The organism is Achromobacter sp. Marseille-Q0513 (assembly GCF_018195695.1).
Lineage (GTDB): Bacteria > Pseudomonadota > Gammaproteobacteria > Burkholderiales > Burkholderiaceae_B > Achromobacter.
Map to the genome: position 1 here is coordinate 1 of NZ_JAGTJY010000043.1, position 24,701 is coordinate 24,701.

Annotated in this window: 28 protein-coding genes; 12 read left to right on the forward strand and 16 right to left on the reverse strand. The window is 70.7% G+C overall.

Features of this window, described 5'->3' with window-relative positions; translation table 11 throughout:
• Positions 1-10 precede the first annotated feature (10 nt).
• Positions 11-1,162: a CmlA/FloR family chloramphenicol efflux MFS transporter gene (gene cml / locus KDH83_RS11435; RefSeq protein WP_249205026.1), complete on the forward strand. Its 1,152-nt coding sequence runs from the start codon at positions 11-13 to the stop codon at positions 1,160-1,162.
• A gap of 10 nt (positions 1,163-1,172) precedes the next feature.
• Here cml and KDH83_RS11440 read toward each other — a convergent pair whose 3' ends face one another.
• Genes KDH83_RS11440 through tetR form a run of 3 tightly spaced genes read right to left on the reverse strand, consistent with a single transcriptional unit; the run spans position 1,173 to position 3,063 of the window.
• Positions 1,173-1,730, reverse strand: coding sequence for a helix-turn-helix transcriptional regulator (locus tag KDH83_RS11440; protein ID WP_212315627.1), 558 nt, complete (start codon positions 1,728-1,730; stop codon positions 1,173-1,175).
• Positions 1,731-1,777: 47 nt separating this feature from the next.
• Positions 1,778-2,404, reverse strand: a complete 627-nt coding sequence (locus KDH83_RS11445) for a LysE family translocator (RefSeq protein WP_212315629.1) — start codon at positions 2,402-2,404, stop codon at positions 1,778-1,780.
• Positions 2,401-3,063 carry a tetracycline resistance transcriptional repressor TetR gene (tetR, locus tag KDH83_RS11450; RefSeq protein WP_212315631.1) on the reverse strand — a complete coding sequence of 221 codons (663 nt, stop codon included), beginning with the start codon at positions 3,061-3,063 and terminating at the stop codon, positions 2,401-2,403. Before tetR ends, KDH83_RS11445 begins: the two co-directional genes overlap by 4 nt.
• Positions 3,064-3,208: 145 nt before the next feature.
• Here tetR and tet point away from each other — a divergent pair, with 145 nt between their 5' ends.
• The 5 genes from tet to KDH83_RS11475 all read left to right on the forward strand — a co-directional run bounded on the left by tet (position 3,209) and on the right by KDH83_RS11475 (position 7,334).
• Positions 3,209-4,480 carry a Tet(A)/Tet(B)/Tet(C) family tetracycline efflux MFS transporter gene (gene tet, locus KDH83_RS11455; RefSeq protein WP_212315640.1) on the forward strand — a complete coding sequence of 424 codons (1,272 nt, stop codon included), beginning with the start codon at positions 3,209-3,211 and terminating at the stop codon, positions 4,478-4,480.
• Positions 4,481-4,576: 96 nt separating this feature from the next.
• Positions 4,577-5,134 carry a methylated-DNA--[protein]-cysteine S-methyltransferase gene (locus KDH83_RS11460; protein ID WP_212315642.1) on the forward strand — a complete coding sequence of 186 codons (558 nt, stop codon included), beginning with the start codon at positions 4,577-4,579 and terminating at the stop codon, positions 5,132-5,134.
• Positions 5,135-5,151: 17 nt separating this feature from the next.
• Positions 5,152-5,853, forward strand: a complete 702-nt coding sequence (locus KDH83_RS11465) for a 2OG-Fe(II) oxygenase (RefSeq protein ID WP_212315731.1) — start codon at positions 5,152-5,154, stop codon at positions 5,851-5,853.
• A 78-nt stretch (positions 5,854-5,931) separates the two neighbouring features.
• Positions 5,932-6,633, forward strand: a complete 702-nt coding sequence (locus KDH83_RS11470) for a DNA-3-methyladenine glycosylase (protein WP_212315644.1) — start codon at positions 5,932-5,934, stop codon at positions 6,631-6,633.
• A complete protein-coding gene (locus tag KDH83_RS11475; RefSeq protein ID WP_212315646.1) occupies positions 6,630-7,334 on the forward strand; it encodes a 2OG-Fe(II) oxygenase in 705 nt (234 codons plus the stop codon). The genes KDH83_RS11470 and KDH83_RS11475 overlap by 4 nt, the downstream gene beginning before the upstream one ends.
• A gap of 8 nt (positions 7,335-7,342) precedes the next feature.
• On the opposite strand, the gene KDH83_RS11480 is transcribed toward KDH83_RS11475, so the two are convergent.
• The 5 genes from KDH83_RS11480 to KDH83_RS11500 all read right to left on the reverse strand — a co-directional run bounded on the left by KDH83_RS11480 (position 7,343) and on the right by KDH83_RS11500 (position 10,593).
• Complete coding sequence (locus tag KDH83_RS11480; RefSeq protein ID WP_212315648.1) at positions 7,343-7,834, reverse strand: DNA-binding protein; 492 nt, start codon at positions 7,832-7,834, stop codon at positions 7,343-7,345.
• Positions 7,835-7,858: 24 nt separating this feature from the next.
• A complete protein-coding gene (locus KDH83_RS11485; protein ID WP_103274831.1) occupies positions 7,859-8,104 on the reverse strand; it encodes a hypothetical protein in 246 nt (81 codons plus the stop codon).
• 274 nt (positions 8,105-8,378) lie between these two features.
• Complete coding sequence (locus tag KDH83_RS11490; RefSeq protein ID WP_212315650.1) at positions 8,379-9,260, reverse strand: NAD(P)-dependent oxidoreductase; 882 nt, start codon at positions 9,258-9,260, stop codon at positions 8,379-8,381.
• Positions 9,261-9,337: 77 nt separating this feature from the next.
• A complete protein-coding gene (locus KDH83_RS11495; protein ID WP_212315652.1) occupies positions 9,338-9,961 on the reverse strand; it encodes a TetR/AcrR family transcriptional regulator in 624 nt (207 codons plus the stop codon).
• Between the two features lie 59 nt (positions 9,962-10,020).
• Complete coding sequence (locus KDH83_RS11500; protein WP_212315654.1) at positions 10,021-10,593, reverse strand: TetR/AcrR family transcriptional regulator; 573 nt, start codon at positions 10,591-10,593, stop codon at positions 10,021-10,023.
• Between the two features lie 119 nt (positions 10,594-10,712).
• On the opposite strand from KDH83_RS11500, the gene KDH83_RS11505 reads away from it, so the two are divergent.
• Together KDH83_RS11505 and KDH83_RS11510 are read left to right on the forward strand one after the other, a co-directional pair.
• Positions 10,713-11,963, forward strand: coding sequence for an MFS transporter (locus tag KDH83_RS11505; protein ID WP_212315656.1), 1,251 nt, complete (start codon positions 10,713-10,715; stop codon positions 11,961-11,963).
• A 149-nt stretch (positions 11,964-12,112) separates the two neighbouring features.
• Positions 12,113-13,516, forward strand: coding sequence for a 3-deoxy-D-arabino-heptulosonate 7-phosphate synthase (locus KDH83_RS11510; RefSeq protein WP_212315665.1), 1,404 nt, complete (start codon positions 12,113-12,115; stop codon positions 13,514-13,516).
• Here KDH83_RS11510 and KDH83_RS11515 read toward each other — a convergent pair.
• The 6 genes from KDH83_RS11515 to KDH83_RS11540 form a co-directional block, all read right to left on the reverse strand.
• On the reverse strand, positions 13,506-15,113 hold the full coding sequence (locus tag KDH83_RS11515; RefSeq protein WP_212315667.1) for a 4-hydroxyphenylacetate 3-hydroxylase N-terminal domain-containing protein: 1,608 nt from the start codon (positions 15,111-15,113) through the stop codon (positions 13,506-13,508). The two genes, KDH83_RS11510 and KDH83_RS11515, sit on opposite strands and share 11 nt — an antisense overlap.
• 58 nt (positions 15,114-15,171) lie before the next feature.
• Positions 15,172-16,905: an acyl-CoA dehydrogenase family protein gene (locus KDH83_RS11520; RefSeq protein WP_212315670.1), complete on the reverse strand. Its 1,734-nt coding sequence runs from the start codon at positions 16,903-16,905 to the stop codon at positions 15,172-15,174.
• Positions 16,902-17,573 (reverse strand): TetR/AcrR family transcriptional regulator, encoded by a 672-nt coding sequence (locus KDH83_RS11525; protein WP_212315677.1) that lies wholly within the window; start codon positions 17,571-17,573, stop codon positions 16,902-16,904. The genes KDH83_RS11520 and KDH83_RS11525 overlap by 4 nt, the downstream gene beginning before the upstream one ends.
• A gap of 42 nt (positions 17,574-17,615) precedes the next feature.
• A complete protein-coding gene (locus tag KDH83_RS11530) occupies positions 17,616-17,918 on the reverse strand; it encodes a hypothetical protein (protein ID WP_212315679.1) in 303 nt (100 codons plus the stop codon).
• Positions 17,915-18,685, reverse strand: a complete 771-nt coding sequence (locus KDH83_RS11535) for a DUF899 domain-containing protein (protein WP_212315687.1) — start codon at positions 18,683-18,685, stop codon at positions 17,915-17,917. Before KDH83_RS11535 ends, KDH83_RS11530 begins: the two co-directional genes overlap by 4 nt.
• 180 nt (positions 18,686-18,865) lie before the next feature.
• Positions 18,866-19,645: a ribonuclease gene (locus KDH83_RS11540; protein ID WP_212315689.1), complete on the reverse strand. Its 780-nt coding sequence runs from the start codon at positions 19,643-19,645 to the stop codon at positions 18,866-18,868.
• 226 nt (positions 19,646-19,871) lie between these two features.
• On the opposite strand from KDH83_RS11540, the gene KDH83_RS11545 reads away from it, so the two are divergent.
• Positions 19,872-20,318, forward strand: coding sequence for a DoxX family protein (locus KDH83_RS11545; RefSeq protein WP_212315692.1), 447 nt, complete (start codon positions 19,872-19,874; stop codon positions 20,316-20,318).
• A gap of 75 nt (positions 20,319-20,393) precedes the next feature.
• Here the strand turns inward: KDH83_RS11545 and KDH83_RS11550 are convergent, their stop codons facing one another.
• Positions 20,394-20,807 carry a PaaI family thioesterase gene (locus tag KDH83_RS11550; RefSeq protein WP_212315694.1) on the reverse strand — a complete coding sequence of 138 codons (414 nt, stop codon included), beginning with the start codon at positions 20,805-20,807 and terminating at the stop codon, positions 20,394-20,396.
• 29 nt (positions 20,808-20,836) lie between these two features.
• Positions 20,837-21,637, reverse strand: coding sequence for an SDR family oxidoreductase (locus KDH83_RS11555; protein WP_212315696.1), 801 nt, complete (start codon positions 21,635-21,637; stop codon positions 20,837-20,839).
• Positions 21,638-21,756: 119 nt separating this feature from the next.
• Between KDH83_RS11555 and KDH83_RS11560 the strand changes: the two genes are divergently transcribed.
• The 3 genes from KDH83_RS11560 to KDH83_RS11570 all read left to right on the forward strand — a co-directional run bounded on the left by KDH83_RS11560 (position 21,757) and on the right by KDH83_RS11570 (position 24,686).
• Positions 21,757-22,701 carry a helix-turn-helix domain-containing protein gene (locus KDH83_RS11560; protein WP_212315733.1) on the forward strand — a complete coding sequence of 315 codons (945 nt, stop codon included), beginning with the start codon at positions 21,757-21,759 and terminating at the stop codon, positions 22,699-22,701.
• Positions 22,702-22,867: 166 nt separating this feature from the next.
• Entirely contained in the window at positions 22,868-23,728 is an 861-nt protein-coding gene (locus tag KDH83_RS11565; RefSeq protein WP_212315698.1) for a pirin family protein, read from the forward strand.
• Between the two features lie 52 nt (positions 23,729-23,780).
• A complete protein-coding gene (locus KDH83_RS11570) occupies positions 23,781-24,686 on the forward strand; it encodes a LysR family transcriptional regulator (protein ID WP_212315700.1) in 906 nt (301 codons plus the stop codon).
• Positions 24,687-24,701 lie beyond the last annotated feature (15 nt).

Here is a 24,701-nt window from a genome sequence, read left to right on the forward strand (position 1 = left end):
GCTCGCGCTGATGGCGCCCTTCGACCTTCTCGCCTCGCTGGCGATGGACGTGTACCTGCCCGTGGTGCCGACCATGCCCGCGGCCTTGCAGACCACGCCCGCCATGGTCCAGCTGACCCTCAGCATCTACATGCTGATGCTGGGACTGGGCCAATTGATCTTCGGCCCGCTGTCCGACCGCATCGGCCGGCGGCCGGTGCTGCTGGGCGGCGCGCTGCTGTATGCCGCCGCATCGCTGGCGCTGGCCGCCGCCGGCGGCGGCGGGCTGTTCGTCGCGCTGCGGCTGTTGCAGGCGCTGGGCGCCTCGGCGGCGCTGGTGGCCATGTTCGCCACCGTGCGCGACGTTTATGCCGACCGGCCGGAAGGCGCCACCATCTATGGCCTGTTCAGCGCCATGCTGGCCTTCGTCCCCGCGCTCGGGCCGATGCTCGGCGCGGCCATCGCGGCGGGCTTCGGCTGGCGGGCGATCTTCGTCGCGCTGGGCGCGGCCGGCCTGCTGGCGTGGTTGCGCGCCGTGCCGCGTTGGCGCGAGACCCGTCCATCCACGCTGGGTGCGCGGCGGCCCGGCTTCGCGCCCATGCTGGGCAGCCTGCGGTTCTGGATCTATACGCTGGGATTCAGCGCGGCGATGGGCGCCTTCTTCGTGTTCTTCTCGACCTCGCCGCGCGTGCTCATGGGCGCTGCCGGCTACTCGCACATGGCCTTCAGCGCGGCCTTCTCGACGGTCGCGCTGGTCATGATCGCGGCCACGCGGCTGGCGCCGCGCCTGGTGGCGCGCTGGGACATCGCCGGCAGCTTCGCGCGCGGGGCTGCAACGATGCTGGCGGGCGCGGCGCTCCTGGCCGGCTGCGCCGCCACGACGGCGCCGTCCTTTGCCACCTTCGTGATGCCGATGTGGCTGGTGGCGGCCGGCATGGTGCTGATCGTATCGGTCAGCGCCAATGGCGCGCTGCGCGACTTCGGCGACGCCTCGGGCGCCGCGGTGGCGTTGTACTACGCCGTGCAGAGCCTGATCGTGGCCGGGCTGGGCACGCTGTCCACGCTCGCGCTGAACGGCGACAGCGCCTGGCCGCTAGTCGCCTATTGCGTCGCCATGCCGGCGGCCAGCCTGCTGGGGCTGGCGGTATTGCAACGCAAAGAGGCCGCCCTGCCCGGCGCCTGACGCCGCCAGGTCAAAGCGTTTCGACCAGCCGCGCCGCAGCACCGTCCGCCAGCACGATGCGCGTCCAGCGGCAGGCGCTCTGGCGGATCGGCACCTCATCCGAACCGTTGGCGCCGGTGCCGAACTCGATGGCGGGCGGGGCCTGCGTGTCGCGCCAGCCCACGGTCTCCAGGCCCGCTTCCATACGCTGGATTTCCGGCGTGGCGTAGCGCCACAGCGAGCGGCCCATCAGCCCGGACAGCGGCGCGCCGAACTCGGCGGCGCGCGCGGGCGAACAGGCCAGCAATGTGTGGCTCAGGTCGCAGACCAGGTGCATCGGCGACGGGCTGGCATCGACCAGTCGGGCCAGCGCCCGATCCGCCGCCGCGTCCAGCCTGGCGGACAGCCGGCGCTCGACCTGCGCGCGCTCGGCCGGCTCCATCTCCTGCGCGCCGCTTTCCCAGCGGGAAATCGTGGACTGCGCCACGCCGAACAGCTCGGCGGCATGCGTCTGCTTGATCCGGTTCAACAGGCGCCAGCGCCGCAGCGCGGCGCCCAATCGCACGGGTTTGAGGTCGAGAACCGTCATGGCGGCCAGGGGTGGTTGTCGTGCGGGGGCATCTGCGGGACAGCGCACTAGCGTTGCTGCATCGCCATGCGCACGCCCAGCGCGCAGTAGACCGTGCCGACCGCCTTGCCCTGCCAGCGCCAGATCGCCGGATGGCGGCGCAGAAAGCGGCCGACGCGGCCCGCGCACAAGGCCACCAGCCCCGTGCTCAAGGCGCCCATCAACACGAACAGCACGCCCAGCGTGGCCAGCTGCAAGGCCACGGGACCATTCTGCGGGCGCACGAACTGCGGCAGGAAAGCCAGGAAGAACAGCGCCGACTTGGGGTTCAGCACCTCGGCCAGGATCGCCTGCCGGAACGCCGTGCCCGCGTCGACGCGCGCGGCCGGCGCCAGGTCGGGCAGGTCGGCCCGCTCCAGGAAGGCGCGCACGCCCAGGTAGACCAGATAGGCCGCGCCGGCGTACTTGACCACGTTGAACAGGAAAGCGGACGTCATCAGGATGGCCGACAGCCCCAGCACCGCCATGCAGGTATGGATCAGGTCGCCGGCCGCGATGCCGAGTCCGGTCGCCATGCCCACGCGCGTGCCCGAGGTGGCCGCCCGCGCCAGCGTCAACAGCACGGCGGGGCCGGGAATCAGCACGAAGCCGGTCAGCACGGCGAGATAGGTAAGCAGCGTGGCGGGGTCGATCATTGCGTGTTTCCCTTGGAGGTCCGGCGAACAGGCGGGCGCGCGCCGCCCTGCTCCAGGCGGCAGGCCAGCCCGTCCAGCAACAGGGCCAGGCCCTGTTCGAACGCCTGGTCCGGGCCGCCGCCTTCGAGTATATCCATGGCGGCGCGCAGCAGCGGCGCGTCCTGCGGCAGGTCCTGCCGGGTCATGCCCTGCCCCGCGCCATCCTGAGCCGCCTGCTGCTCCAGCACCGCGCCCACCGTGTACTGGCTGACCGCCAGCAGCGCATGCACGCTGGCGTCCGGCGCAAACCCGGCGTCCCGCAGCAGGCGCAGCTGCGCCTCCACCGCGCCGGCCTGCGGCCCGTCCGGCCGCGTGCCCGCATGAATGCTCGCACCGTCGCGATAGGCCAGCAGGCCGCGCCGGAAGCTCATGGCGTTGTCGTGCAGGAACGCGCGCCAGTGCTCGCCCGGCTGCGGAATGCCGCGAGTGTGGCGTTCGACCAGCATCTGCCGGGAAAGCGCATCCAGCAGTTCGCGCTTGTTCTTGAAATGCCAGTACAGCGCAGGCTGCTGCACGCCCAGGCGCTCGGCCAGGCGGCGCGTGCTCAGGCCGTCCACGCCGACCTCGTTGAGCAGGTCCAGCGCGGCGCGGATCACGGTTTCGCGGCTGAGTTTGGTCACGCGGCTTCCTCTGTATCGACCCATCCGCCGGCGCGGATGACGCTGTGCGTCCGCGTCGGCGGATGGGTCCGTTCACTGAATTCCAGGCTTGACAATTTATCACTGATAGATTTTCATACGCAAACTTATCACTGATAAATTTTCAATGAAATCCGACAAAGCCCTGTTCGTCATCCTGACGACCGTCGCGCTGGATGCCGCCGGCATCGGCCTGATCATGCCGGTACTGCCCGGCCTGCTGCGCGCGCTGGCCGGCGCCGATCAGGTCGCCCGCCACTATGGCGTGCTGCTGGCGCTGTATGCCCTGATGCAGTTCCTGTGCGCGCCGCTGCTGGGCGCGCTGTCCGACCGCCACGGGCGCCGCCCGGTGCTGCTGGCCTCGCTGGCCGGCGCCGCGCTGGACTACACGGTGATGGCGGTCGCGCCGGCGCTGTGGGTGCTGTACCTGGGCCGCGCCGTCGCCGGCCTGACCGGCGCGACCGGCGCGGTCGCCAGCTCCTGCATCGCCGACATCTCGCGCGGCGAGGACCGCGCCCGCCGCTACGGCTACCTGAGCGCCTGCATGGGCCTGGGGCTGATCGCCGGGCCGGTCATCGGCGGCCTGGCGGGCCAGTGGTCGCCGCATGCGCCCTTCGCGGTCGCCGCCGCGCTGAACGCGCTCAATTGCCTCATGGCCTGGCGCTTCCTGCCGGAATCGCGGCCCGCGTCCAACGCAACAGCATCCGACGCAACAGCCCCCGCCGCCGCCGGCATCCGCCCGGCTCGCGCGCTCCAGGCGCTCAATCCGCTGGGCGCCCTGCGCTGGGCTCGCGGCCTGCCGGCGGTGCCGGCGCTGCTGCTGGCCTATGTGCTCGCGCAGATCGCCGGCCAGGTGCCTGGATCCTTGTGGGTGCTGTACGGCGAAGACCGTTTCCGCTGGGACGCCGCCATGGTCGGCCTGTCCCTGGCGGCCTTCGGCGTGCTGCATGCGCTGGCGCAGGCCCTGCTGCCCGGCCCCGCCACCCGGCGTTTCGGCGAGCGCGGCAGCGCCATGCTGGGCTTGCTGGCCGATGGCTGCGGCTACGTGCTGATCGCCTTCGCGACGCAGGGCTGGATGGCGTTTCCGATCCTGCTGCCGCTGGCGCTGGGCGGCCTGGTCGTGCCCGTGTTGCAGGCGCTGCTGTCGCAGCAGGCCGGCGCTTCGCGCCAGGGGCAGTTGCAAGGATCGCTGGCCTCCCTGGCGGGCCTGACCTCCGTTATCGGCCCGCTGTGCGTCACCGCCCTCTATGCCGCGCCCGGCCAGGGATGGAACGGCTGGCCCTGGCTGGCGGGCGCGGCGCTTAACCTGGCCGGGCTGGCGCTGCTGCTGCGGCGGGCCAAGCCCGCGCGCGACCTGTCCGCCGGGAACGAGCCGGCGACGGCGCGACAGCGGCAGTGACAAGCCGCTACGCGGACCGCCCAGCAAGGACCGGAGTGGCGTACGCGACCGGCCTGCCTACACTGGCCTCACTGTCCACCTTCAAGGAGACCCGCCATGATCCGCCAAGACGCCGCATTCACCTGCCGCTACCGCGCGCCCGGCAGCGCGCCGCAAGGGCCGATCCGCTACGCCATCGGCCAGACCACGCTGGGCATGGTCCTGGCCGGCAAGACGGAGCTTGGCATCTGCGCCATCCTGCTGGGCGCGGATCCGGACGCGCTGCGCGCCGAGCTGGCCGCCGCGTTTCCCGGGGCGACGCTGCATGCGGATGCTCGATCGCTGCAACCGGAGCTGACCGCCATCGCCGCCTATATCGACCACGGCAACGCCGATGCGCCGCTGGCGCTGGACGTGGGCGGCACCGCCTTCCAGCAGCAGGTGTGGCAGGCGCTCGCCGCCATCCCGGCCGGCCAGACCCGCAGCTACGGCGAGCTCGCGCGCCAGCTCGGCGCGCCCGACGCCTCGCGCGCCGTGGCCGGCGCCTGCGCCGCCAACGTGCTGGCCGTGGCCATTCCCTGCCATCGCGTGGTGCGCGGCGACGGCGCGCTGTCCGGCTATCGCTGGGGCGTCGAACGCAAGCGCGCGCTGCTCGCCGGCGAGCGCGGACGATGATGCTGGAGACCTGCGCCATGGCGCCGGACCTGGACCGCCACGATTGGGAAGCCATCGCGCGCTCGCTCGACGCGCGCGGCAATGCGCGGCTGCCCGGCTTGCTGGACCCCGCGCAATGCGCGGCCCTGGCAGCCGGATACGCCTCGCCGGACGGCTACCGCAGCCGTATCGTGATGGCGCGCCACGGCTTCGGGCGGGGCGAGTATAAGTATTTTTCCTACCCGCTGCCGCCGCTGCTGCAAGCGCTGCGCCAGGCGCTGTATCCGCGCCTGGCGCCCATCGCCAACCGCTGGAACCAACTGCTCGGCGATCCGCAACGGTTTCCCGCCACGCACGACGCGTTCCTGGCGCAATGCCATGCGGCCGGCCAGAAGCGGCCCACGCCGCTCATCCTGCAATATGGGGCGGACGACTACAACTGCCTGCACCAGGACCTGTACGGCGAGCGGGTCTTTCCCTTGCAGGTGGCCATTCTGTTGTCGCGGCCCGGCCAGGACTTCAGCGGCGGCGAATTCGTCATGACGGAGACCGCCTCCAGCGGCCAGCGCGCCGAGGTCATCGCGCTGGACCAGGGCGACGCGCTGGTCTTCACGGTCAATCACCGGCCGGCTCCGGGCAAGCGCGGCGGCACGCGCAAGGTCGCCATGCGCCATGGCGTGAGCCGCGTGCGCGGCGGTTCGCGCCATACCGTGGGTCTGATTTTTCATGATGCGCGTTGACCCCTGCCCGACCCGGCGCGCATGCGTTAAAAAGACCGCCAGGATCCCTTCCGTGATGAACCCGCAACAAGGACGCTGATGCCGCGCGCCGCCATCCCCGCCGACCTGTCTCCCCGCGCCTACCGGCGCGCCGCCGATTTCCTGGCCGGCCTGGACGCCGACTGGGCGCGCCACGTCGCGGCCGTCGGTCCCTGCCGCCACGAAGCCAAGCCGGGCCGCGAACCGTATGAAGCGCTGGTGCGCGCCATCGCCCACCAGCAGCTGCACGCCCGCGCCGCCGAAGCCATCCTGGCGCGCTTGCTGGCGCTGTACCCCGACACGGACTTCCCCAGCCCGCAAGCGTTGCTGGCCACCGATGAACAGCAACAGCGCGCCTGCGGGCTGTCGGCCAGCAAGCTGGCCGCCATCCGCGGCATCGCGCAGGCGGCCGCGGACGGCGTGGTCCCGAGCCGCGCCGACGCCTTGCGCCTGTCCGACGACGAGCTGATCGCGCGCCTGACGCCGCTACGTGGCGTGGGCCGCTGGACGGTCGAGATGTTCCTGATCTACACGCTGGAGCGGTCCGACATCCTGCCAGTGGACGACTATGGCGTGCGCGAGGGCTATCGGCGCCTGAAGGGCCTGGACAAGACACCCACGCCACGCCAGATGCGCGACCTCGGGCTGGCCTGGAGCCCGCACCGCACCGTCGCCGCGTGGTATCTGTGGCGGCTGCCGGCCCAGGGCGTGCAACCGCCGGGCGATACCGCCCGAGCATCGGCCGAGGATGCGCAGCCATGACCGGCATCGTCGCCATGCTGGACGGCAGGGACTGGACCGCCATCGCCCATGAACTGGACGTGGAAGGCCACGCGCTGCTGCCGGGACTGCTGACGCCGGCGCAGGCGCGCGAGCTGGCGACCGCCGCGCCAGCCACGGCGCCCACCACACGCGCCAGCGCCAGCGCCAGCGCGGACAATGGCGAGCTGTTCGGACACGCCCCCTCGGCGCCCGCGGCCTGGATGCCATGGCGCGAGGCGTTCTATCGCCATCTGGCGCCGATTGCCAACCGCTGGCAGCAGATCCTGGACGACCCGCTGCGCTATCCGGCCGAACTGCCGGCCTTCCTGGCGCAGAACCGCGCCGCTGGCCAGACGCAGCCGCTGTCGCGCCTGCAACGGCTGCGCCAGGGAGACGAGGTGGGCCTGCATCAGCACGTCGACGGCGACTGCGTCTTTCCGCTGCAGGTCGTGGCCTTGCTGTCCGAGCCCGGACGGGATTTCACCGGCGGCGAGTTCGTCATGACCGAGCAACGTCCGCGCATGCAATCTCGCCCCATCGTGCTGCCGCTGGGCATCGGCGACGCCGCCATCATCGGCGCGGGGCAACGGCCGTTCAGGGGCAGCGCCGGCTACTACCGCGTCAATCTCAAGCACGCCATCAGCCGCGTGCGCGACGGCGAACGCGTCGGCCTGGACCTGCTGTTGCACGACGCGCCCTGAACGGCGCTTCAGGCGGAGGCCCGGCGCGTTTCCTTGGCCAGGTTGACCTGCAAGGCGGCCCGCGCCACTTCCGCCAGCGCGGGCGGCCAGGCGGCGTTGCCCCGGGCGCGCAGCCACTCCAGCAGGTCGGCCAGATGCCACAGGGACGTGGTGCCTTCATGCACCGGCACCGGGAAGCTGCCCGGATACGCCAGCATCAGCTTGCGCATGGCCTGCCGCGACACACCGGCGATCTCGGCCACGTCGGTCAGGCCGACCAGATCCGGCGCGGCCTCGATCAGGCGGGCGTCGGGCAAGGCGCGGCGCACATCGTCCAGCGCGCTGCCGACGGCGGCCTCGGCGCTGGGCGCCTCGCGCGTGAATTCCAGCGCCAGGCGGCCCGGCAGGCCGATACCCGCCAGCGCGTCGTCGCAGCCGGCTTCGCCCAAGCGCTCGATGACGGCGTCCATGTCCTCGACATCGCTGCCCAGCTGGTATTTCAGGGTGAAGATGTATTCCATCGCTGTTCCTCGGCGCGCGGCGCGTCAGCCGCCGTGCGCGGTGCAGTTGTCGACCACGCGCCGCAAGGCGCGCGCATGATTGCCCGGATTCCTGGGCGTGCTCCAGACGCTGGTGATGCAGAACTCGCCGCAACGGCATTCGTCGTGCCGCCTGGGGCAATAGATCTTGCCCCAGGCATGGGCCCCGCCCACCGTCACGCGCCAGCCATGCGTTTCGGCATGCCTGAGCGCCGCCTCGACTTCTTTCTTCGGATGCAAAGACCTGGTCATCAAGCGCCTCCATTATCGAAAACCACACACAGGGTTGTCAATAGACAACCTCGAACAATCACTGTCGCAACGGCATGTCTGCAATGAACTAGGACAGAATTACCGGCAACCGCGCCGGCGGCTCAACATGGCCGTATGGCGACCGGACAGCCAGTATGCGACGCCCGCGGCGCGCGCGGCGCCGCAGGGGACAGGAAGATCACTTGTGGTTTGCCGCGATGGCGGCGGCAGGCGCGCGGCGCCCGCCTGATCAGGAGCGGCTCGCCCCGACGCTTTACTCCAGCCCGGCCCGCCGCGCCGGCGTGCGTGACAAGGCGGCCCAGTCCAGCTGGCCCTCGCCGCGCGCCAGGCTTTCGATGTGGGCATCGCGCAGCACGCCGGCCAGTTGCAGCGGCACGTGCACCTGCTCGGCCGCTTCCTGCGCCAGGCGCAGGTCCTTCAGGCCCAGCGCCAGCTTGAAGCCAGCCGGCTCGAAGCGCTCTTCGGCGATGGCCTGCCCGTAGCCCTGGTACACCGGCGCGGCGAACGCGGTCGACGTGGCCATCTCCAGGAAGGCCGCCTTGTCCACGTCGTAGCCGCGCACCAGGGCAACGGCTTCGCTCATGGCGCCGATGGCGCTGCCGATCATGAAGTTCACCGCGAGCTTGGCGGCGTTGGCCTGCTCGGGGCGCTCGCCGAAGTACCAGGTCTTGCGGCCCATCGCGTCGAACAGCGGCTGCACCGCCAGCAGCGCCCGCGCCTCGCCGGCCGCCAGGATATTGAGCTGGCCGGCCTCGGCCACGTTGACCCGGCCCAGCACCGGCGCCGCCACATAGGCCACGCCACGCTCGCCATGCAGCCGCGCCAGCTCGGCCGCCAGCGCCACCGACACGGTGGCCATGTTGACGTGCACCGCGCCGGGGGCCAGCGCGGCCAGCGCGCCGGCCTCCAGCACCGCATAACGCGTGGCCGCGTCGTCGGCCAGCATGGAAACCAGCGCATCGGCGCCCGCGGCGGCCTCGGCCGGACTGGCCGCCGCCTGCGCGCCCAGCGCCGCCAGTTTCCCGAGCGGCGCGGGCGAACGGTTCCAGGCGCGCACGGCATAACCCGCGCGCAGCAGGTTCGCGGCCATCGGCAGGCCCATCGTGCCCAGGCCCAGGAAAGCGATCGTCTTCATGGTTGCTGCTCCTTAATTGGAAATATTCATTTCCTAAATTGGCAAAAAAAAGCCGGCGGGACCATCCCGGCGGCCTGTCATTCCAGCGCCTTGAGCGCCGTGTCCACCACCGCCAGCATGTCCTGCCGCCGGCGGCCCGTCTTGCCGACCACGCGCATGCCTTGCACCAGGCACAACAGCATGCGGGCCGCGTCTTCCGGATCGATATGCGCGGCCAGCGAGCCGTCTTCCTGCCCTTCCCGGATCAGCCCGGCCAGCAGCGCCTCGTTGCGCCCCAGCGCCGTGGTCACGCGTTCGGCCACGTCCTCGTCGAAGAACGACAGCTCCGCCGCGCTCTCGACCACCAGGCAGCCTTGCCGGCCCTGCCGGCCTTGCGACGATTCCGCGTAAAACGCCAGCAGCCTGCGCAGCCGTTCGCGCCCGCTGCCGCCGGCGCCGATGGCCCGCGCCATGCCTTCGACGCGGCGCGCGCGGTAGTGGTCCAGCGCCGCCAGGAACAGCGCGTGCTTGTCCTTGAACGCCTTGTACAGGCTGCCCTGCGCCAGCTCGGTGCCTCGCGCCAGGTCGCCGATGGAGGTGCCGTGATAGCCGCGCTGGCTGAACACGTCCACGGCCCGGTCCAGCGCCTGTTCCATGTCGAACTCGCGCGGCCGGCCCCTGGCGCGGGACGCGCTGGCGGTATCGGTCGGGCGATCGGGCATGGGATCTCAAAAATGGAAATGAATGTTTTCTAATTTAGCACGGATCGCGGCGCGCGGATTCACGCCGCGCCGGCGCGCCTGGCGGCCTCCACTTCCCGGACCAGCGCCAGCATCCTGGCAGCGCTCGGCGCCTGGTTCGCGAACAGCACGCCGTACATCAGTGGCGCCACCACGCGCACGATGATCTGCTCCGCCTCGGCGGCCTGCTCGCCCCGGCCGATGGCGCGCTCGCGGATCGCCTCGATCTGCTGGCGCGTGAATCCGTCGCACTTGCCCGCCCCTTCGTGGCCCGGCGTGCCCAGTACATCGCGCAGCAGCGCCCGCCCGGGCACCGAGGCCATTTCGTCGAAGTACTGTTCCAGCCAGGCCAGCAGGTCGCCGTAGAACGAACCGGTGTCCGGCTGCGCCTGCTCGGGCTGCAACTGCTCCACCGCCACGTCAGCCAGCAGCTGCGACAGGTCGCCCCAGCGTCGGTAGATGGTCGACGGGGTCACGCCCGCGCGCGCCGCCACCGCGGGCACCGTCAGCCCATCGCGGCCCTGTTCCCGTTGCAATTCGCGCACCGCCTGGTGCACCGCGGCCTGCACGCGCGCGCTGCGCCCGCCGGGGCGCGGCCCTGATTTGTCGGTCATGCCTGGTCCTGCCGTCATGGATATGCTTATGCGCCAATTCACTAAAGCAAAATAATTGCGTTAGTGTTTGCGATCTTGTATTCTCACTAAAGCAAATATTTTGCATTTAAAGACGCACCATGTCCACGCCCTCATCCGACTCCCTGGCCTGCCCCGTCATCCAGCCGGGCAAGCTGTCGCGCCGCGGCGCCACCGCCTTCCACGCCTTTGTCCTGATGTCCTTCCTGGCGGCCTCGGCGGCGCCCACGCCGCTATACCGCGTCTACCAGCAGGAATGGGGATTCAGCGCCACCTTGCTCACCGTCGTCTTTGGCGCCTACGCGCTGGCCTTGCTGACGGCGCTGCTGACCGCCGGCCGGCTGTCCGATCATATCGGCCGGCGTCCGGTGATCGCGCTGGCGCTGCTGTTGCAGAGCGTGGCCATGTGCGGTTTCCTGCTGGCCTCGGGTCCCGGCTGGCTGGTCGGCGCGCGCCTGCTGCAAGGCGCGGCCACGGGGCTTGCGACGGCCTCGGTGGGCGCCGCGCTGCTGGACCTGCACCGCGAGCGCGGCGCGCTGATCAACGGCATCTCGCCCATGATCGGCATGGCGGCCGGCGCGCTGGGCAGCACGGCGCTGCTGGTGCACGCGCCCGATCCGCTGCATACCGTCTACGCGCTGCTGCTCGCGCTCTTCCTGCTGGCGCTGGCGCTGCTGTGGCGCGTGCCCGAGACCGCGACGCGCCGCGACGGCGCCTGGGCCAGCCTGCGCCCCCGCATCACCGTGCCGCCGCAGGCCCGCAGGGCGCTGCTCGGCGTCACGCCCGCCAATGTCGCGGTATGGATGCTGGGCGGCTTCTACCTGTCGCTGATGCCGTCGCTGATCGTCTCGGCCACTCAGGCCCGCTCGCCCTGGCTCGGCGGTTTCGCCGTGACCGCGCTGACGCTGAGCGGCGCCGTCGCCATCGCCCTGGTCGCGCTGCGCCGGGTCGGCACCTTCCGCACCCTGTTGTCCGGGGAAATCGCGCTGGCGTCCGGACTGCTGCTGATCCTGATCGCCGCCAACGCCGGCTACCCCGCCCTGCTGCTGGCCGGCTCCATCGTCGCCGGCCTGGGTTTCGGCGCCACCTTCCTGGGCGCGGTGCGCACCGTGCTGCCGCTGGCCGAGCCGCACGAACGCGCCGGCCTGATGGGCGCGTTCTATGTCGAGAGCTATCTGGCCAACAGCGTGCCGACCATGATCGCGGGCTACATGGCGCAGCGCGCCGGCCTGCTGGCCGCGGCCGACGCGTATGGCGCGGTCATCCTCGCGCTGGCGGTGGCGGCCATCGTGCTGGCCGTGACGCGGCGGCGCGCCTGCCTGCGGCAGGCGGCTGCCGGCCAGCCGCTGTGAATCGCTGACGCGCGCCGCGCCGGCGCCACGTTTGCGGGGCAGGCAATCGCAACAACGGTCCCGGCTTATCATTGCTGGTCCCGCCGCCGCGCTCGCGGGATGCGCGAACGCGGCGGCGCCAGTCACTTCTCCGCGCCCGACCGACAGCCATGACCCAGCCTTCCGCCACGCTCGCCGCCATCCTGCGCGCCATACCCCGGCGCTATCGGAGCACGGCCCGGCCTGCCCCCGGCGCCGTCACGCAGCCCGATCCGGACAGCCCCATCGCGCGGCTGGCGCGCGCCATCGAACCGCTGCAGGCCGCCGACGCCTCTGCCCAAGCGCCCGATGGCGCAGTGCGCGACGCGTTCACCGACGCGCTGGCCGCGCTCATCGACGAAGCCCTGCGCCCCGATGCCGGCGACCCCGTGTTCCAGGGCGCGCTGCTGGAATACCGCCACCCCGTCGTCCGTGAATACCTGGAACTGCGCCGCCAGGAAGCCGCCGACCAGCGCCAGCTGCGCGCCGCCATCAACACCGTCGCGCATCCGGCCAAGCCGCCGCGCCTGGCGCCCGGCGCGGGACGCGAGTCCCTGGCGCGGCTGCACGCCGAGATCTCGTCGGGATCATGGCAACAGGCGGCGCAGACCGCGCAGGCGTTGCTGGACCTGCCGCAGGTCCACACCGACGTGGACCTCGCGTCCACGCTGCGTGCGCAGCTCGACGCCCCCGCGCTCGCCCGCCTGCAACGGCTCGACACGCTGGCATCGGACCCGCGCGTGCGGCAGTACGAAGCGATCCGCGAGAAACAAGGCCCGCGCTCCGGCAGCGACGAGGCCAATGCGCAAGGCCTGCTGGCCAGGCAACGCGGCGTCGCCGTCGAGATCCTGGCCGCGCGCGCGCTCGAAGCGCTGGCGCGGCATCTGGACCAGGCGTCCCTTTCCGAATCACGCCATGGCGACGCATCGCCCGGCTACCGCGTGGTGACTTCGCTGCGCGTGCCGTCGGCCCTGGCCGCCAATGCCGATCGCGCCAAGACGGAGTGGGACGCGGTGCTGCTGCGCCGCGTCGACGGCAACGCAAGCGAGACGCCGCTTTGGGATGTCTGCCTGCTCATCGAGGCCAAGGCCTCCGTGGACGCCGCCACGACCGACCTGCCGCGCCTGTTGCGCGGCTTGCGCCTGCTGGCCCAGGCCGAACCGGACGCGTCCTATTCCTGCGCCACGCAGCAAGGCCAGGTCCGGCTGCGCGGCGCCTCGCTGCGCGCGCTGCCGCAGGAAATGAATGATCTGGCCGACGCCGTGCTGTACTGCTGCGACGCGCCCGACGAAACCTGGACGCCGGCGCTCAACGCCGCCAGCCGCATGCAGCTGCTGTCCGCGCCGCCCAGCCTGGCCTACGCCGCCCTGCTGGCCGCCGGCGAGCCGGCGGACGCGCGCATGCTCGAACCGCTGTGGCAGGACCTGCGGCAGAACCCTCGCTGGCAAGCCATGCTGAACCTGGGCGCCACCCGTCGGCTCGCGCGCGAGCTGATGGTGCATCCCGACGATCTGCTTGCGTCGATCAACGCTTGAGCGCGGGCAGCGGCACCATGATGGGCTGTCCCGGCGCGCTGCACCCCATGTCGCAGCAGCGTCCGGGCTGGCGGTTCTTCGTGGCCGCGCGCGCCTCGTCGTGCAGCACGCCCCGCTCCAGCAGGCGTTCCACCAGTTCCACCTTGGAGCCCAATGGATAGTTGCGCCAGATCTCCTGCTTCATCGCCGCCGGCGAACCGCCGCCGTGCAGGCTGATGACCGAATACCAGCCGCCCTGGTACGAAGCGGTCAGGTCCTCGATGAAGCGCGCCGTCTGGATGCGGCGGTCGTAGGGCACGGCGGGATTGGCCTGCAGCGCCTCCGACAGCCGGGCGGCCGTGGCGGGATTGTGGTCTTCGTCCGGGCCGGGCAAGGCAACGATCAGCCCGCCGGACACCTCGTGCGCCAGCCGGTGCATGTCGTAGATCTGCGTGGCCAGCAGCAGCTTGCCAATATTGCTGAACACCGGGTCCGGCATGAATGAGCCGCTGTGTTCATCGCGCGCGGCGTAGACGCTGGCCGCGACGCCACAGGCATAGAAGCCTTCCGTGATCTTGATCAGCTCGACCATGGGATCGCGCAGATTGGCCTTGGCGTCCGGATCCAGTCCGTTGGCCTCGCACATCAGCGCGCCGGCCCCGATCAAAAGGTCGCCGAATCCCGCCCTGGCCGCGATGCAGCTGTGGCGGTGATGGGTGGCATAGCTGTAGGTCAGCACATGGCTGTGCTCCCAGTCGCCCGCGTAGAACACGCGCTCCCAGGGCACGAACACCCGGTCGAACATCACCACGGCCGTGGCCTGGCCGTACTTGCGCGAGAACAGCGCATCGCCGTGTTCCAGCTTCTCGCCGGGACGGCCGGCCGGACGCGACACGAGGGTGATGCCGGGCTCGTCCACGCGCACCGCGCAACAGACCGCGAAATCCGCGTCCTCGGCTCCCATGTTGCGGCTGGGCATGACCAGCAGCTCGTGCATGTACGGGCCGCCCGTCACGATGGCCTTGGCGCCGCTGATGACGATGCCGCGCGCGTTGCGCTCGACCACGCGCACATAGGCGTCGGGATTGGGCTGCTGGTGCGGCTTGAGGCTGCGATCGCCCTTGGCGTCCGTCATCGCCACGCCCAGCGACAGGTCGCGGTCCTGCGCATGCGCCAGATAGGCCTCGAAGCGGGCGCGGTGTTCCGTGCTGCCCGTGGCGTCGTCGATCCGCGCGACGGCCTGCCCGATGCCATTGAGCGCGTCGTGCGCCAGATAACGCTGGGCGCACCCGGTTTCCTGGCACAGCGCCCGCACCGCTTCCAGCTTGTTCAGCAGGTCGCCGGACGACTCGTTGATGTGCAGCATCCGGCTGACCACGCGGTTGCGCCGCGACTGCGTGGCCAGGGCAATGGGCGCGACCTCCGCGCGCCGCGCGAAATCATAGGTGTATGCCAGGGCATTGACGCCCGGCCGCAGGGACGGCTCGTCCGCGACGCTCTCTATCTCGCGTCCGTCCACATAGACCCGGGGCCGGTAGCCGCGCAGCGATTCGCGGTAGTCGTCGCCGGACATCAGCTCGGCCCGGCTGGGCATTGCGGCTTCATGCAGCGCATTCATCTCCACCTCCTGTGACCCGGTTCACCAGCAGAAACGGCGGCAGGCATGCCGCCGGCCATCAGCCCGCCACGTCGGCCCGCCGCAAGATGCGTTGCGCGGCGGCCTGGCCGGTCCTGCCGGCCAACGTGCCATAGTGCGATCCCCAGGCGCCCGCCGCGTCGGGACCGCGTGTATCCAGAAAGGCATCCACGACCTCGTCCGTGCCGTGGCGCAACAGCTCGGCGCCTTGCAGCGCGCGCGCCACCGCCTCGGTCATGGGACGCGCCAGGAACTCATCCCGCGCCGCGTCGCGCGCCAGCCGGTCGACATGCCGGACCAGCGCGTCGAAGCGCGCGTCCTGGCCTGCCAGCGGCCGCAATTCATCGAACAGCGCGTCCAGCGTCCGCGCATCCCTGGCCATGGCGCGGCGCACGTCCATGCACATCATGTTGGCCGTGCCTTCCCAGACGCTGTTCAGCGGCGCCTCGCGGTAGACGCGGGCCATCGGGTTCTCCTCGATGAAGCCATTGCCGCCATGGCATTGCAGCGCCTCATAGGCGATCGACGGCGCGCGCGAGCAGTTGAAGTACTTGGCGGCCGGCGTCGCCACGCGGGCCAGCAGGCGCTCATGCTCGCTGTCGCGCATCCCGTCCGTGGCCCGGGCCACGCGTAGCGCCATCAGCGTGCAGGCCTCGACCTCCACCGCCATGTCCGCCAGCACGTTGGTCATCATGGGCCGGTCGGCGATGGGTGTGCCAAACGCGCCACGCGTCATCGTGTGCCGCAGCGCCAGCGTCAGCGCCTGCCGCATGAGGCCGGCCGAGCCGACCGCGAAATCCAGCCGCGTCAGATGCGAGTGCGACAGGATCTCGCGGATGCCCTTGCCCTCCTCGCCCACGCGGATCGCCAGCGTGCCGGCGTATTCCACTTCGCTGGAGGCGTTGGAGCGGTTGCCCGCCTTGTCCTTCAGGCGCTGCACGTAGAAGCGGTTGTAGGAGCCATCGGGCAAGGTGCGCGGCAGGAAGAAGCAGGTGACGCCGCCGTCCACCTTGGCCAGCGTGAAAAAACCGTCCGACTGCGGCACCGAGCAGAACCACTTGTGGCCCGTCAGTTCATACCAATGCGCGGCCGCGCCGTGGTAATCGTCCGTGTGCGAGTAGCGCGCCGTGGTCTGCGTCTGGCGCAGGTCCGAGCCGCCCTGCTTCTCGGTCATGGCGTAGCCGATGACCACCGACGGCTTGTCGCCGACCTCGCGTCGGCTGAACTCGTATTCGGTGCCCAGCGACTTCCGTTTCCAGACCGCCAGCGCCGGCTCGGCCTCGAAACCCGCATGGGCGGCGTAGGCCATGCCCGTGGGACAGCCGGTGCCGTGCTCCACCTGGTTCCACAGGTACGACAGCACGGCGCGCGCATAGTGGCCGCCCGGCGCGTCGGCGCGCCAGGCCAGGTTCGGCACCTCGTGCTTCCAGGCCAGCGTCATCAGCGCGTGCCAGCTGGGATGGAACTCCACCCAGTCGATGCGGTTGCCATAGCGGTCGTGCGTCTTCAGCTCGGGCGCATGCCGGTTGGCCAGCCGCGCCAGTTCCTGCGTGTGTTCGTCGCCGGCCAGCGCGCCCAGCGCCGCGCAGCGCGATTGCGCCCACGGCGCCTCGCGCGCGATGGCGGCCCGCAGCACCGCGTCGCCGGTGTAGGCGTTGAAACCGCAGGCCGGTTCGGCCTGGTTCAGCACGGCATGGGTGCGGTAGCGGTCGGCGGGCGTCGCGTCCGGGGCGGAGCCGGCTATCAGCGCGGCGGGAGGCAGGGGTTGGTTCATGCGCGTCTCCGGGGTAGCTGCCGCAATGCGCCGGCAGCGGTGGCCACGCTGGCGCAGGCCAGCGTGGCGATCTGGTCGGCCAGCACGGCGACATCGTGGCGATAGGCCTCGGCCTGCGATTCCTGCTGGCGGTTCAGCGGCGACAAGGGGCCGATCAGGCCTTCCATGAAGCCGCCCACGATCACGGTGGCGGCGATGTCCGCCCGCACATCGGCGCGCATCTCGCCGGCGGCCTGCCCCTCGGCGACGATGGCGCGGATCGTTTCGCTGATGGCGGCGCGATAGGTCAGCCGTACCTCGTCGATCTCCTTGTCGCAGGGCTCGGCGATCAGCGCATAGGCCAGCCTTGGATTGCGCATGGCGCGCTTGACGAAGGTCGCCACCGCCGAATGCAGCCGCACGGTGGCGCCGCCGTCCGCCTGGGCGATGGCGGCCAGCACGTCCACCTCGCGCTGCGAGACCAGCGCCAGCACCTCGGCGAACAGTTCCGCCTTGGATGGGAAGTACCGGTACACCGTGCCCGTCGCGATGCCGGCCGCCGCCGCCACGCTGGCAACCTGGGCCTCGGTCCAGCCGCCTTCGCTCACCAGCGCGCGGGCGGCTTGCAGGATGCGGCTGCGGTTGTCCTGGAGACGGGCTTCGACTTCGGGGGTCTGACGGTAGGCCATGAAGAAATGAACCTTGATTCACACGATTCGATGAATCCTAGTTCATTTCTTTGGGGCGTACAAGGAATTCGCCCTTCCCCCGGGATTCCCCTGATGCGGCGACAACGCACGCTCCTCGGGCATGGCCCACCGGGTCCGGCCCTGCCGGCCTGCCAGCCACCTGAGCCAGGGCGCGGCATGGAATGCGCTCATCAGCGCGTACATCCAGGCCATGCCGTCGACCCGCCAGGCGTCGCCCCCGCACAGCATCCGCATGGCGGGATCGCCGTGCCAGGCGGCCAGCGCGGCCATCGCCGCGAAGACCGGCGCGGCGGCCAGGCACAGGCTGTCGGCCAGGCGCTTCATGGCTGGCCGTACTCGTCGCGGCGGCGCAGCCACATGCCGCTCTCGTTGCGCCCTTTCGGCGCGCGGTCCAGCCAGGCGTACATGCCCCAGATCGCGTCCGTGCCGCGCGAGTACGAGGAATAGCTGTGGTAGATCACGCCGTCCTGCAGCACGAAGGCGCTCATGCCCTCGCGTTCGCGCAGGTAAGTGGATGGGTCGGTGCCGGTCGTCGCCGCCCAAGACACGAATTCCGGCGGCGGCGCCGCTGCGGTCGCCAGCTTCATGGCGGGATCGTCGCGCCGGAAGTTGTATTCCGGCCCCTCGCGCTGCTGGGTCTCGGTGAACGAGGCATTGAAGTCGTAGTTGAAATCGCTGCCGGCCGACGAGGCCCACGGAAAGGTCCAGCCCATGCGCCGCTTGTAGATCTGAAGCTTGTCCAGCGGCGCGCGCGACACCGCCCACAGCATCACGTCATGATTGGCCAGATGCGTGACGATGCCGTTGAAGCCGTCGGCGATCGACGAGCAGGACGGACAGCCCGCCTTGTAGTCCGGCCCGAACATGAAGTGATAGACCAGCAGCTGCGAACGTCCCTGGAACAGGTCGGCCAGCGTGGCGCTGCCGGCGTCGGTCTGCAAGCGGTAGGTCTTGTCCAGCCGTACCCAGGGTAGCGCCTGGCGCTGCCGCGCCACCTCGTCGCCCTGCCGCGTCAGCTTCTTTTCCGCGTCCAGCAGTTCCAGCCGGGCGACCAGCCATTGTTCCCGTGTTCCGATCTTGTGCGCTTGCATTGCTCTCTCCTTGGTGTCCGTGCTCGCGCCGCGCTTGGCGCTTGCGGGGTTGTCGGGAGAGATATTGCGGCCGATCGGCCGCGCGGCGGGAGTAACAAGTCTGGCGCGTATCCAGCCAACACGCCTTCCTGCGCTACGCCGGATGCGCCTGGCATAGGCGCCGCCGCGAGCGACGCCGAGTCACTGCAGCGGCGTCCTGATCTTGATCCGCTGCCCATCGGGCGTCCCGCGCGTCGGACATGCCATCGGCTTCAGATCCTTGCCCAGGCAGACCCACAATTCCCTGAGCCGGTTGTTCGAGGCCACGCTGACGCGCAGGCTGTCGGCCGGCAGCGTCGGATTGAGCCGCAGGAAGGCCTGCTTGACGTCCCCCGCCGTGGCGTCGAGCAGGCGGTTGGGCGACAGGTCGGCGTTCTTGCCGGCCATGTCGCGCACGGTGGGGCGATGCAGCGTGCCGTACACGGCCTGGATGTCCGAGAAATAGCGCTCCGGCGAATTCCAGCCGCAGGTGCCGTGCGCCTGCCACTCGTTCTGCATCAGCTCCACGCCCGGCATCATGCACAGATGCTGCTTGAGCACGGACGCGGGCACGGCGCCGGCGGCCTGGCAGTTGCGCGGGTGATCGCGGCCCGAGCGGGCCTGGCCGTTCTGGGGCCACAGGCCATGCACCACCCATTCAAAGCGGTTGCCGGAAAAACACTGGAACGACTGCTTCTGCCGCTGCCCCTCGGGCCGGTTGCGCTGGGTCTCGCAATGCTCGGGCGACCAGGACAGCACCAGCGCCAGATAGTCCGTGGGCAGGTCCTTGTTGACGTAGTCCACGCGCTTGGGCGAGGCGCGCTCGATGGTGGACGGCAAGGCGCAGACTTCCTGGGCCGAGGCCGCGGCGGAGACCGCCGACAACAGCGCGATGAAGATCCATGCGTGCCTGCTGGCGGCATGCCGACGGTTGCGATCCATGACGATTCCTCCCGGTAGGCCGGACGTCCGGCGCAAGACTCTTGTTTAAACCAGAACGCCCCGATTGTGCGACTGGAATATGACAAGCTTCCCGCCCGGGCGGACGTGGGGACCCGCCCATTGCTGCGTTTTCTGGATGACTGCCATCCCGCCGCGCCCCCTACCCGCGCCGCGCGCCGGCTTCTACATTGCAGTCATCCAAACACTCACGGGAAGAACCCCCATCATGTCCACCACCGTCTTCGCCGCCCAATCGAGCAACGCCCCCACCGCCTCCCGGACCGCCTCGAACCGGCTGGGCGACGGCGCCGAACTGCTGGGCCGCATCATGCTGGCCGCGCTGTTCGCGCTGTCCGGCCTGGGCAAGATCTCCGCCTACGCCGCGACCGCCGGCTACATGGCGGCCGCCGGCCTGCCCGGCGCGCTGCTGCCGCTGGCCATCATCGCCGAAATCGGAGGCGGCCTGGCGCTCATCCTGGGCTGGAAGACCCGCGCGGTCGCCGTCCTGCTGGCCGGCTTCACGCTGCTGACGGGCCTGCTGTTCCACGCCAACCTCGGCGACCAGATGCAGATGATCATGTTCATGAAGAACCTGGCGATCGCCGGCGCCTTCCTGATCCTGGCCGCGCGCGGCGCGGGCAGCTACAGCCTGGATGCGCGCGCGGCGCGCTGAGGCCTGGCGCACGGGCCCCCTGCGCAAGCGCGGCAAGCGCACGCAGGGCCGGCCCGGCCGGGATCGGCGCACTCGTCACCACAGGATGATCTGCGAACAGCGGAACAGCGACAGCCTGCGCCCCTTTTCGTCGACCACGGTCGCGGACCACACCTGGGTCGAACGCCCCAGGTGTTCGGCCACGGCCTCCACGCTCAGCACCCCTTCCTTCGCCGTGCCCAGGAAGTTGGATTTCAGCTCCAGCGTGGTGAAGCCCTTGGCGCCCTCGGGCAGATGCGCCAGCGTCGCGTAGCCCGCGCAGGTATCGGCCAGCAATACCTGCGTGGCCGCATGCAGGTAGCCGTTGGGCGCCATCATCCATGGGGCGATGGTCATTTCCATGGTCATGCGTCCGTCCGCGATCCTCAGCGGCCGCAGGCCGAAGGTATCCGGCAGCGTGCCGCGCTGGCGTTCGAACAGGCTTTCAACGGTTTCGGTGTTGCGTGGCATGAAGCGTGCTCCCTGGATCGAGGCTTGGATCAACGGACGGCCGCGTAGCGCGGCGCAACGGTATTGCTGGACAAGTGGCCGGCCATGGCCAGGCGCGCGGCGTCGTAGGCGTCCCATTTCTCGCCCGCGTGCAGCGAGGGAATGGTGACCGCCTCGCCGCGCTCGAAGCCCAGCAGCGCCGCGTCCACCAGGTCCTCGGCGCGCATCACGATGCGCGGGTCCAGGTTCTCGACCGGCCGCCCGCCAATGGCCCAGAAATCGGTGGCGGTGGCGCCCGGCAGCACGGCCTGCACCTGCACGCCGACGGCGGCCAGTTCATGCCGCAGCGACTGGCTGAACGCCAGCACGAAGGCCTTGCTGCCGCCATAGACGCCGTTCAGCAGTTCCGGCGCGATGGCCACGACGGACGCGATGTTGATGATCGCGCCCCGGCCGCGCGCCACGAAGGCGGGCGCCGCGGCGTAGGCCAGCCGCATCGGCGCGGTCACGTTCAGCTCGACCATGCGGGTCATCTGGTCCACGTCGCTTTGCAGCAGCGGCGTATGCGTGCCGATGCCGGCGTTGTTCACCAGCAGGGTGATGCTGGCGTCTTCGCGCAGCAGGTCCTCCACCCGCGCCAGCGCGGCGCGGTCGCCCAGGTCGGCCGGCAGCACCTCGACCGCGCGGCCGCTGCGCGTGCTGATGGTGTTCGCCAGCGCGTTCAGCCGCTCGCGGTTGCGCGCGACCAGGATCAGGTCGTAGCCGCGCTGCGCCAGCCGGTCCGCGTACAGCGCGCCGATGCCGCTGGAAGCGCCCGTGACGAGCGCCGTGCCGGGATGAGTGTGTGCCATGGTGTTGCTCCTTGAAGGCGGACGGATGCCGTCCATGGCAAGCATGTTGCGGCTTGCCGGAAATGGCGTAAATGACGTATACAGTCATGAATCAAGACATCGATTCAAGGAACGATTCCATGCACCGCATCGGCTACGCGCTGCCCGAGGGCTTCCAGGTCATGGCGCTGGGCACCCAGACCGTGTTCGAACTCGCCAACCTGATGATGGCCGAGCCCTTCTATGCCGTGGACACCTATGCGCTCGACGGCTCGGCGCGCGCCTCGACGGGCCTGGCGCTGCAGGCCCGGCCGCTCACCGCGCGCAGCCAGGCCGACACCTGGCTGGTCGCCGGCACGCTGCAGCCGCTGGCCGCGCCGGCCACGCCCGAGCTGCTGCGGCTGCTGGACAGGTTCGCCGCGCGCGCCCGGCGCGTCGCCGGCCTGTGCACGGGCGCCTTCGTGCTGGCCGACGCCGGCCTGCTCGACGGACGCCGCGCCACCACGCACTGGTACTGGGCCGACGCCCTGCAGCAACGCCGCCCCCAGGCGCAGGTCGAGGCCGACCGCATCTACATCGCCGACGGGCCGGTCTGGACTTCCGCCGGCATGACCGCCGAGATCGACCTGGCGCTGGCGCTGGTGGAAAAGGACCTGGGCGCCAAGGTGGCGCGCGCGGTAGCGCACCGACTCGTCATGCACCAGCGCCGTTCGGGCGGCCAATCGCAGCACTCGGAAATGCTCAGGCTGGCGCCCAAGTCCGACCGCATCCAGCTGGCGCTGGAACATGCGCGGCGCAACCTCGCGCAACCGCTCAGCGTCGAGGAACTGGCCCAGGCGGCCAAGCTGAGCCCGCGCCAGTTCAGCCGCGTCTTCACGGCCGAGACCGGCCAGTCGCCCGCCAAGGCCGTCGAAGGGCTGCGGCTCGAAGCCGCCCGCCTGATGATCGAAGGCAGCCGGCATCCGCTGGAAGTCGTGGCCAGGGAAACCGGCTTTCGCGACCGGCGCCACATGCGCGAGGCATTCCTGCGCGGCTTCGGCATGCCGCCGCAGGCGGTGCGGCGCGAGGCGCGGACGACGCCCTAGTGTGCCGTCCCGCCGATACGCCCGCACGAAAGCCTCCCCTGGCCGCCACGGACAGGCTCCCCATTCCCCTCAAAACTGGACGAATCCAAGCCGCGCCCGCCCGCTAGTGCGCCCCGCCGCCCGCCTCTAAGCTGAAGGCCGTACAACCTACAGCACGGAAGGCAACATGGACACCACCACCCTCTCGCCGCAAACCTCGGCTCGTCCCGCCACCCGCGCCATCGTCCACCGGACGGCGGGCCGCGGCCACGGCCCCATCACCCGCCTGATGAGTCCATCCGACCTGGGCGAGCTGGCCAAGCCCTTCGTATTCCTGGACCATTTCGACGACCCCTCCATGCGCCCCGCCGCGATGCCGCTGCATCCGCATTCGGGCATCGCCACGCTGACCTACCTGATGGAAGGCTCGATCCGCTACGAAGACTCCACCGGCGCGGCCGGCGTCCTGCCGCCGGGCAGCGTGGAATGGATGATGGCCGGCGGCGGCGTATGGCACGGCGGCGGCGCCGCGGCGCAGGGCCGCGTCCGCGGCTTCCAGCTGTGGGTGGCGATGCCGCCGGCGCTGGAACACGCGCCGGCATTGAGCCGCTACATCGGCCCCGAAAGCGTGCCGAGCGTCGGCCCGGCGCGGGTGCTGCTGGGCCAGTACCAGGGCGTGGAAGGCGCAGCGCCCGCGCCGTCGCCCATGACCTATCTGGCCGTGCGGTTGCAAGCCGGCGAGCGCTGGCGCTACCAGCCGCCGCCCGCGCACACGGTCGCCTGGCTGGCCGTCAGCACCGGCCGGCTGCTCGCACCCGGCGCCATAGATGCCGGCGAAATGGCCATGTTCGAGGACTCCGGCCGGGCCATCGAGCTGCACGCCTCCCAGGATGCCGAGTTCGTCATCGGGTCAGCGGTCAAGCACCCGCATCCGCTGGTCCTGGGCAACTATTCCGTCCATACCAGCCCGGCGGCGCTGCGGCGCGGCGAGGACGGCATACGCCAGATCGATGCCGGACTCGGCCAGCGCCGCAGGGTACGATTCTGAACGCGCGCGCGTCCGGCATGGCGCCTGGCCCGCGACGCGGCGGGAGACATGCATGGTCGATCTGAACGATGTGGCGCTGTTCGTCCAGGTGGTGCACGCCGGCAGCTTCGCCGAGGCGGCGCGCCGCCTGGGCATGCCGTCCAACACCCTGAGCCGGCGCATCCAGCAGCTGGAAGCGGCGCTCGGGGCCCGGCTGCTGCACCGTTCGACCCGCAAGCTCACCTTGACCGAAGCCGGCGCGGCCTTTCACGCGCGCTGCGCCGATTCCGTCGAAACCCTGTCCGACGCCGCCACCGACATGGCGGACGGCGGCCTGCCGCCGGGCGGCAAGATTCGCGTGGCGGCGGCGGCGGATTTCTTCAACTGGTTCCCGATGGAATGGGTCGCCGAGTTCCTGGACGCCCATCCCAAGGTCAGGCTGGAATTCGCGCTCAGCGACGGCCGCGCCGACCTGGTGGCCGAGCGCATCGACCTGGCCATCCGCGCCGGCCAGGTGCTGGAACCCACGGTGGTGGCGCGCCGCATCGGCGCCGGCCAGCAGACCCTGGTCGCCAGCCCCGCCTACCTGCGGGCTCACGGCACGCCTCGATCACCGGAGGACTTGCCGGCCCACGACTGCATCGTCATGTCCTCGGCCTCGGGACGCCCGTCCTGGCGGCTGGACGGTCCCGACGGCGTCATCGACATGCCTGTCTCCGGCCGCCTGCAGGCCAATTCGGCGCAGGCCCTGCTGCAGGCCGCCATGGCCGGCCTGGGCATCGCGCTGTTGCCCGACATCATGAGCGCGCCCCACCTGCGCAGCGGCGCGCTGGTGCCAGTGCTGCCGCAATTCGGCGTCAAGGGCGTGGACGTCCACCTCGTCTACCAGAGCCGGCGCCAATTGCCGCGCGCGGTCCAGGCCTTCGTCGAATTCACCATCGCCAAGATGCGCGATTCCGGGCTGGTACAGCCGACCTGATGCCGCTGGCGGCGC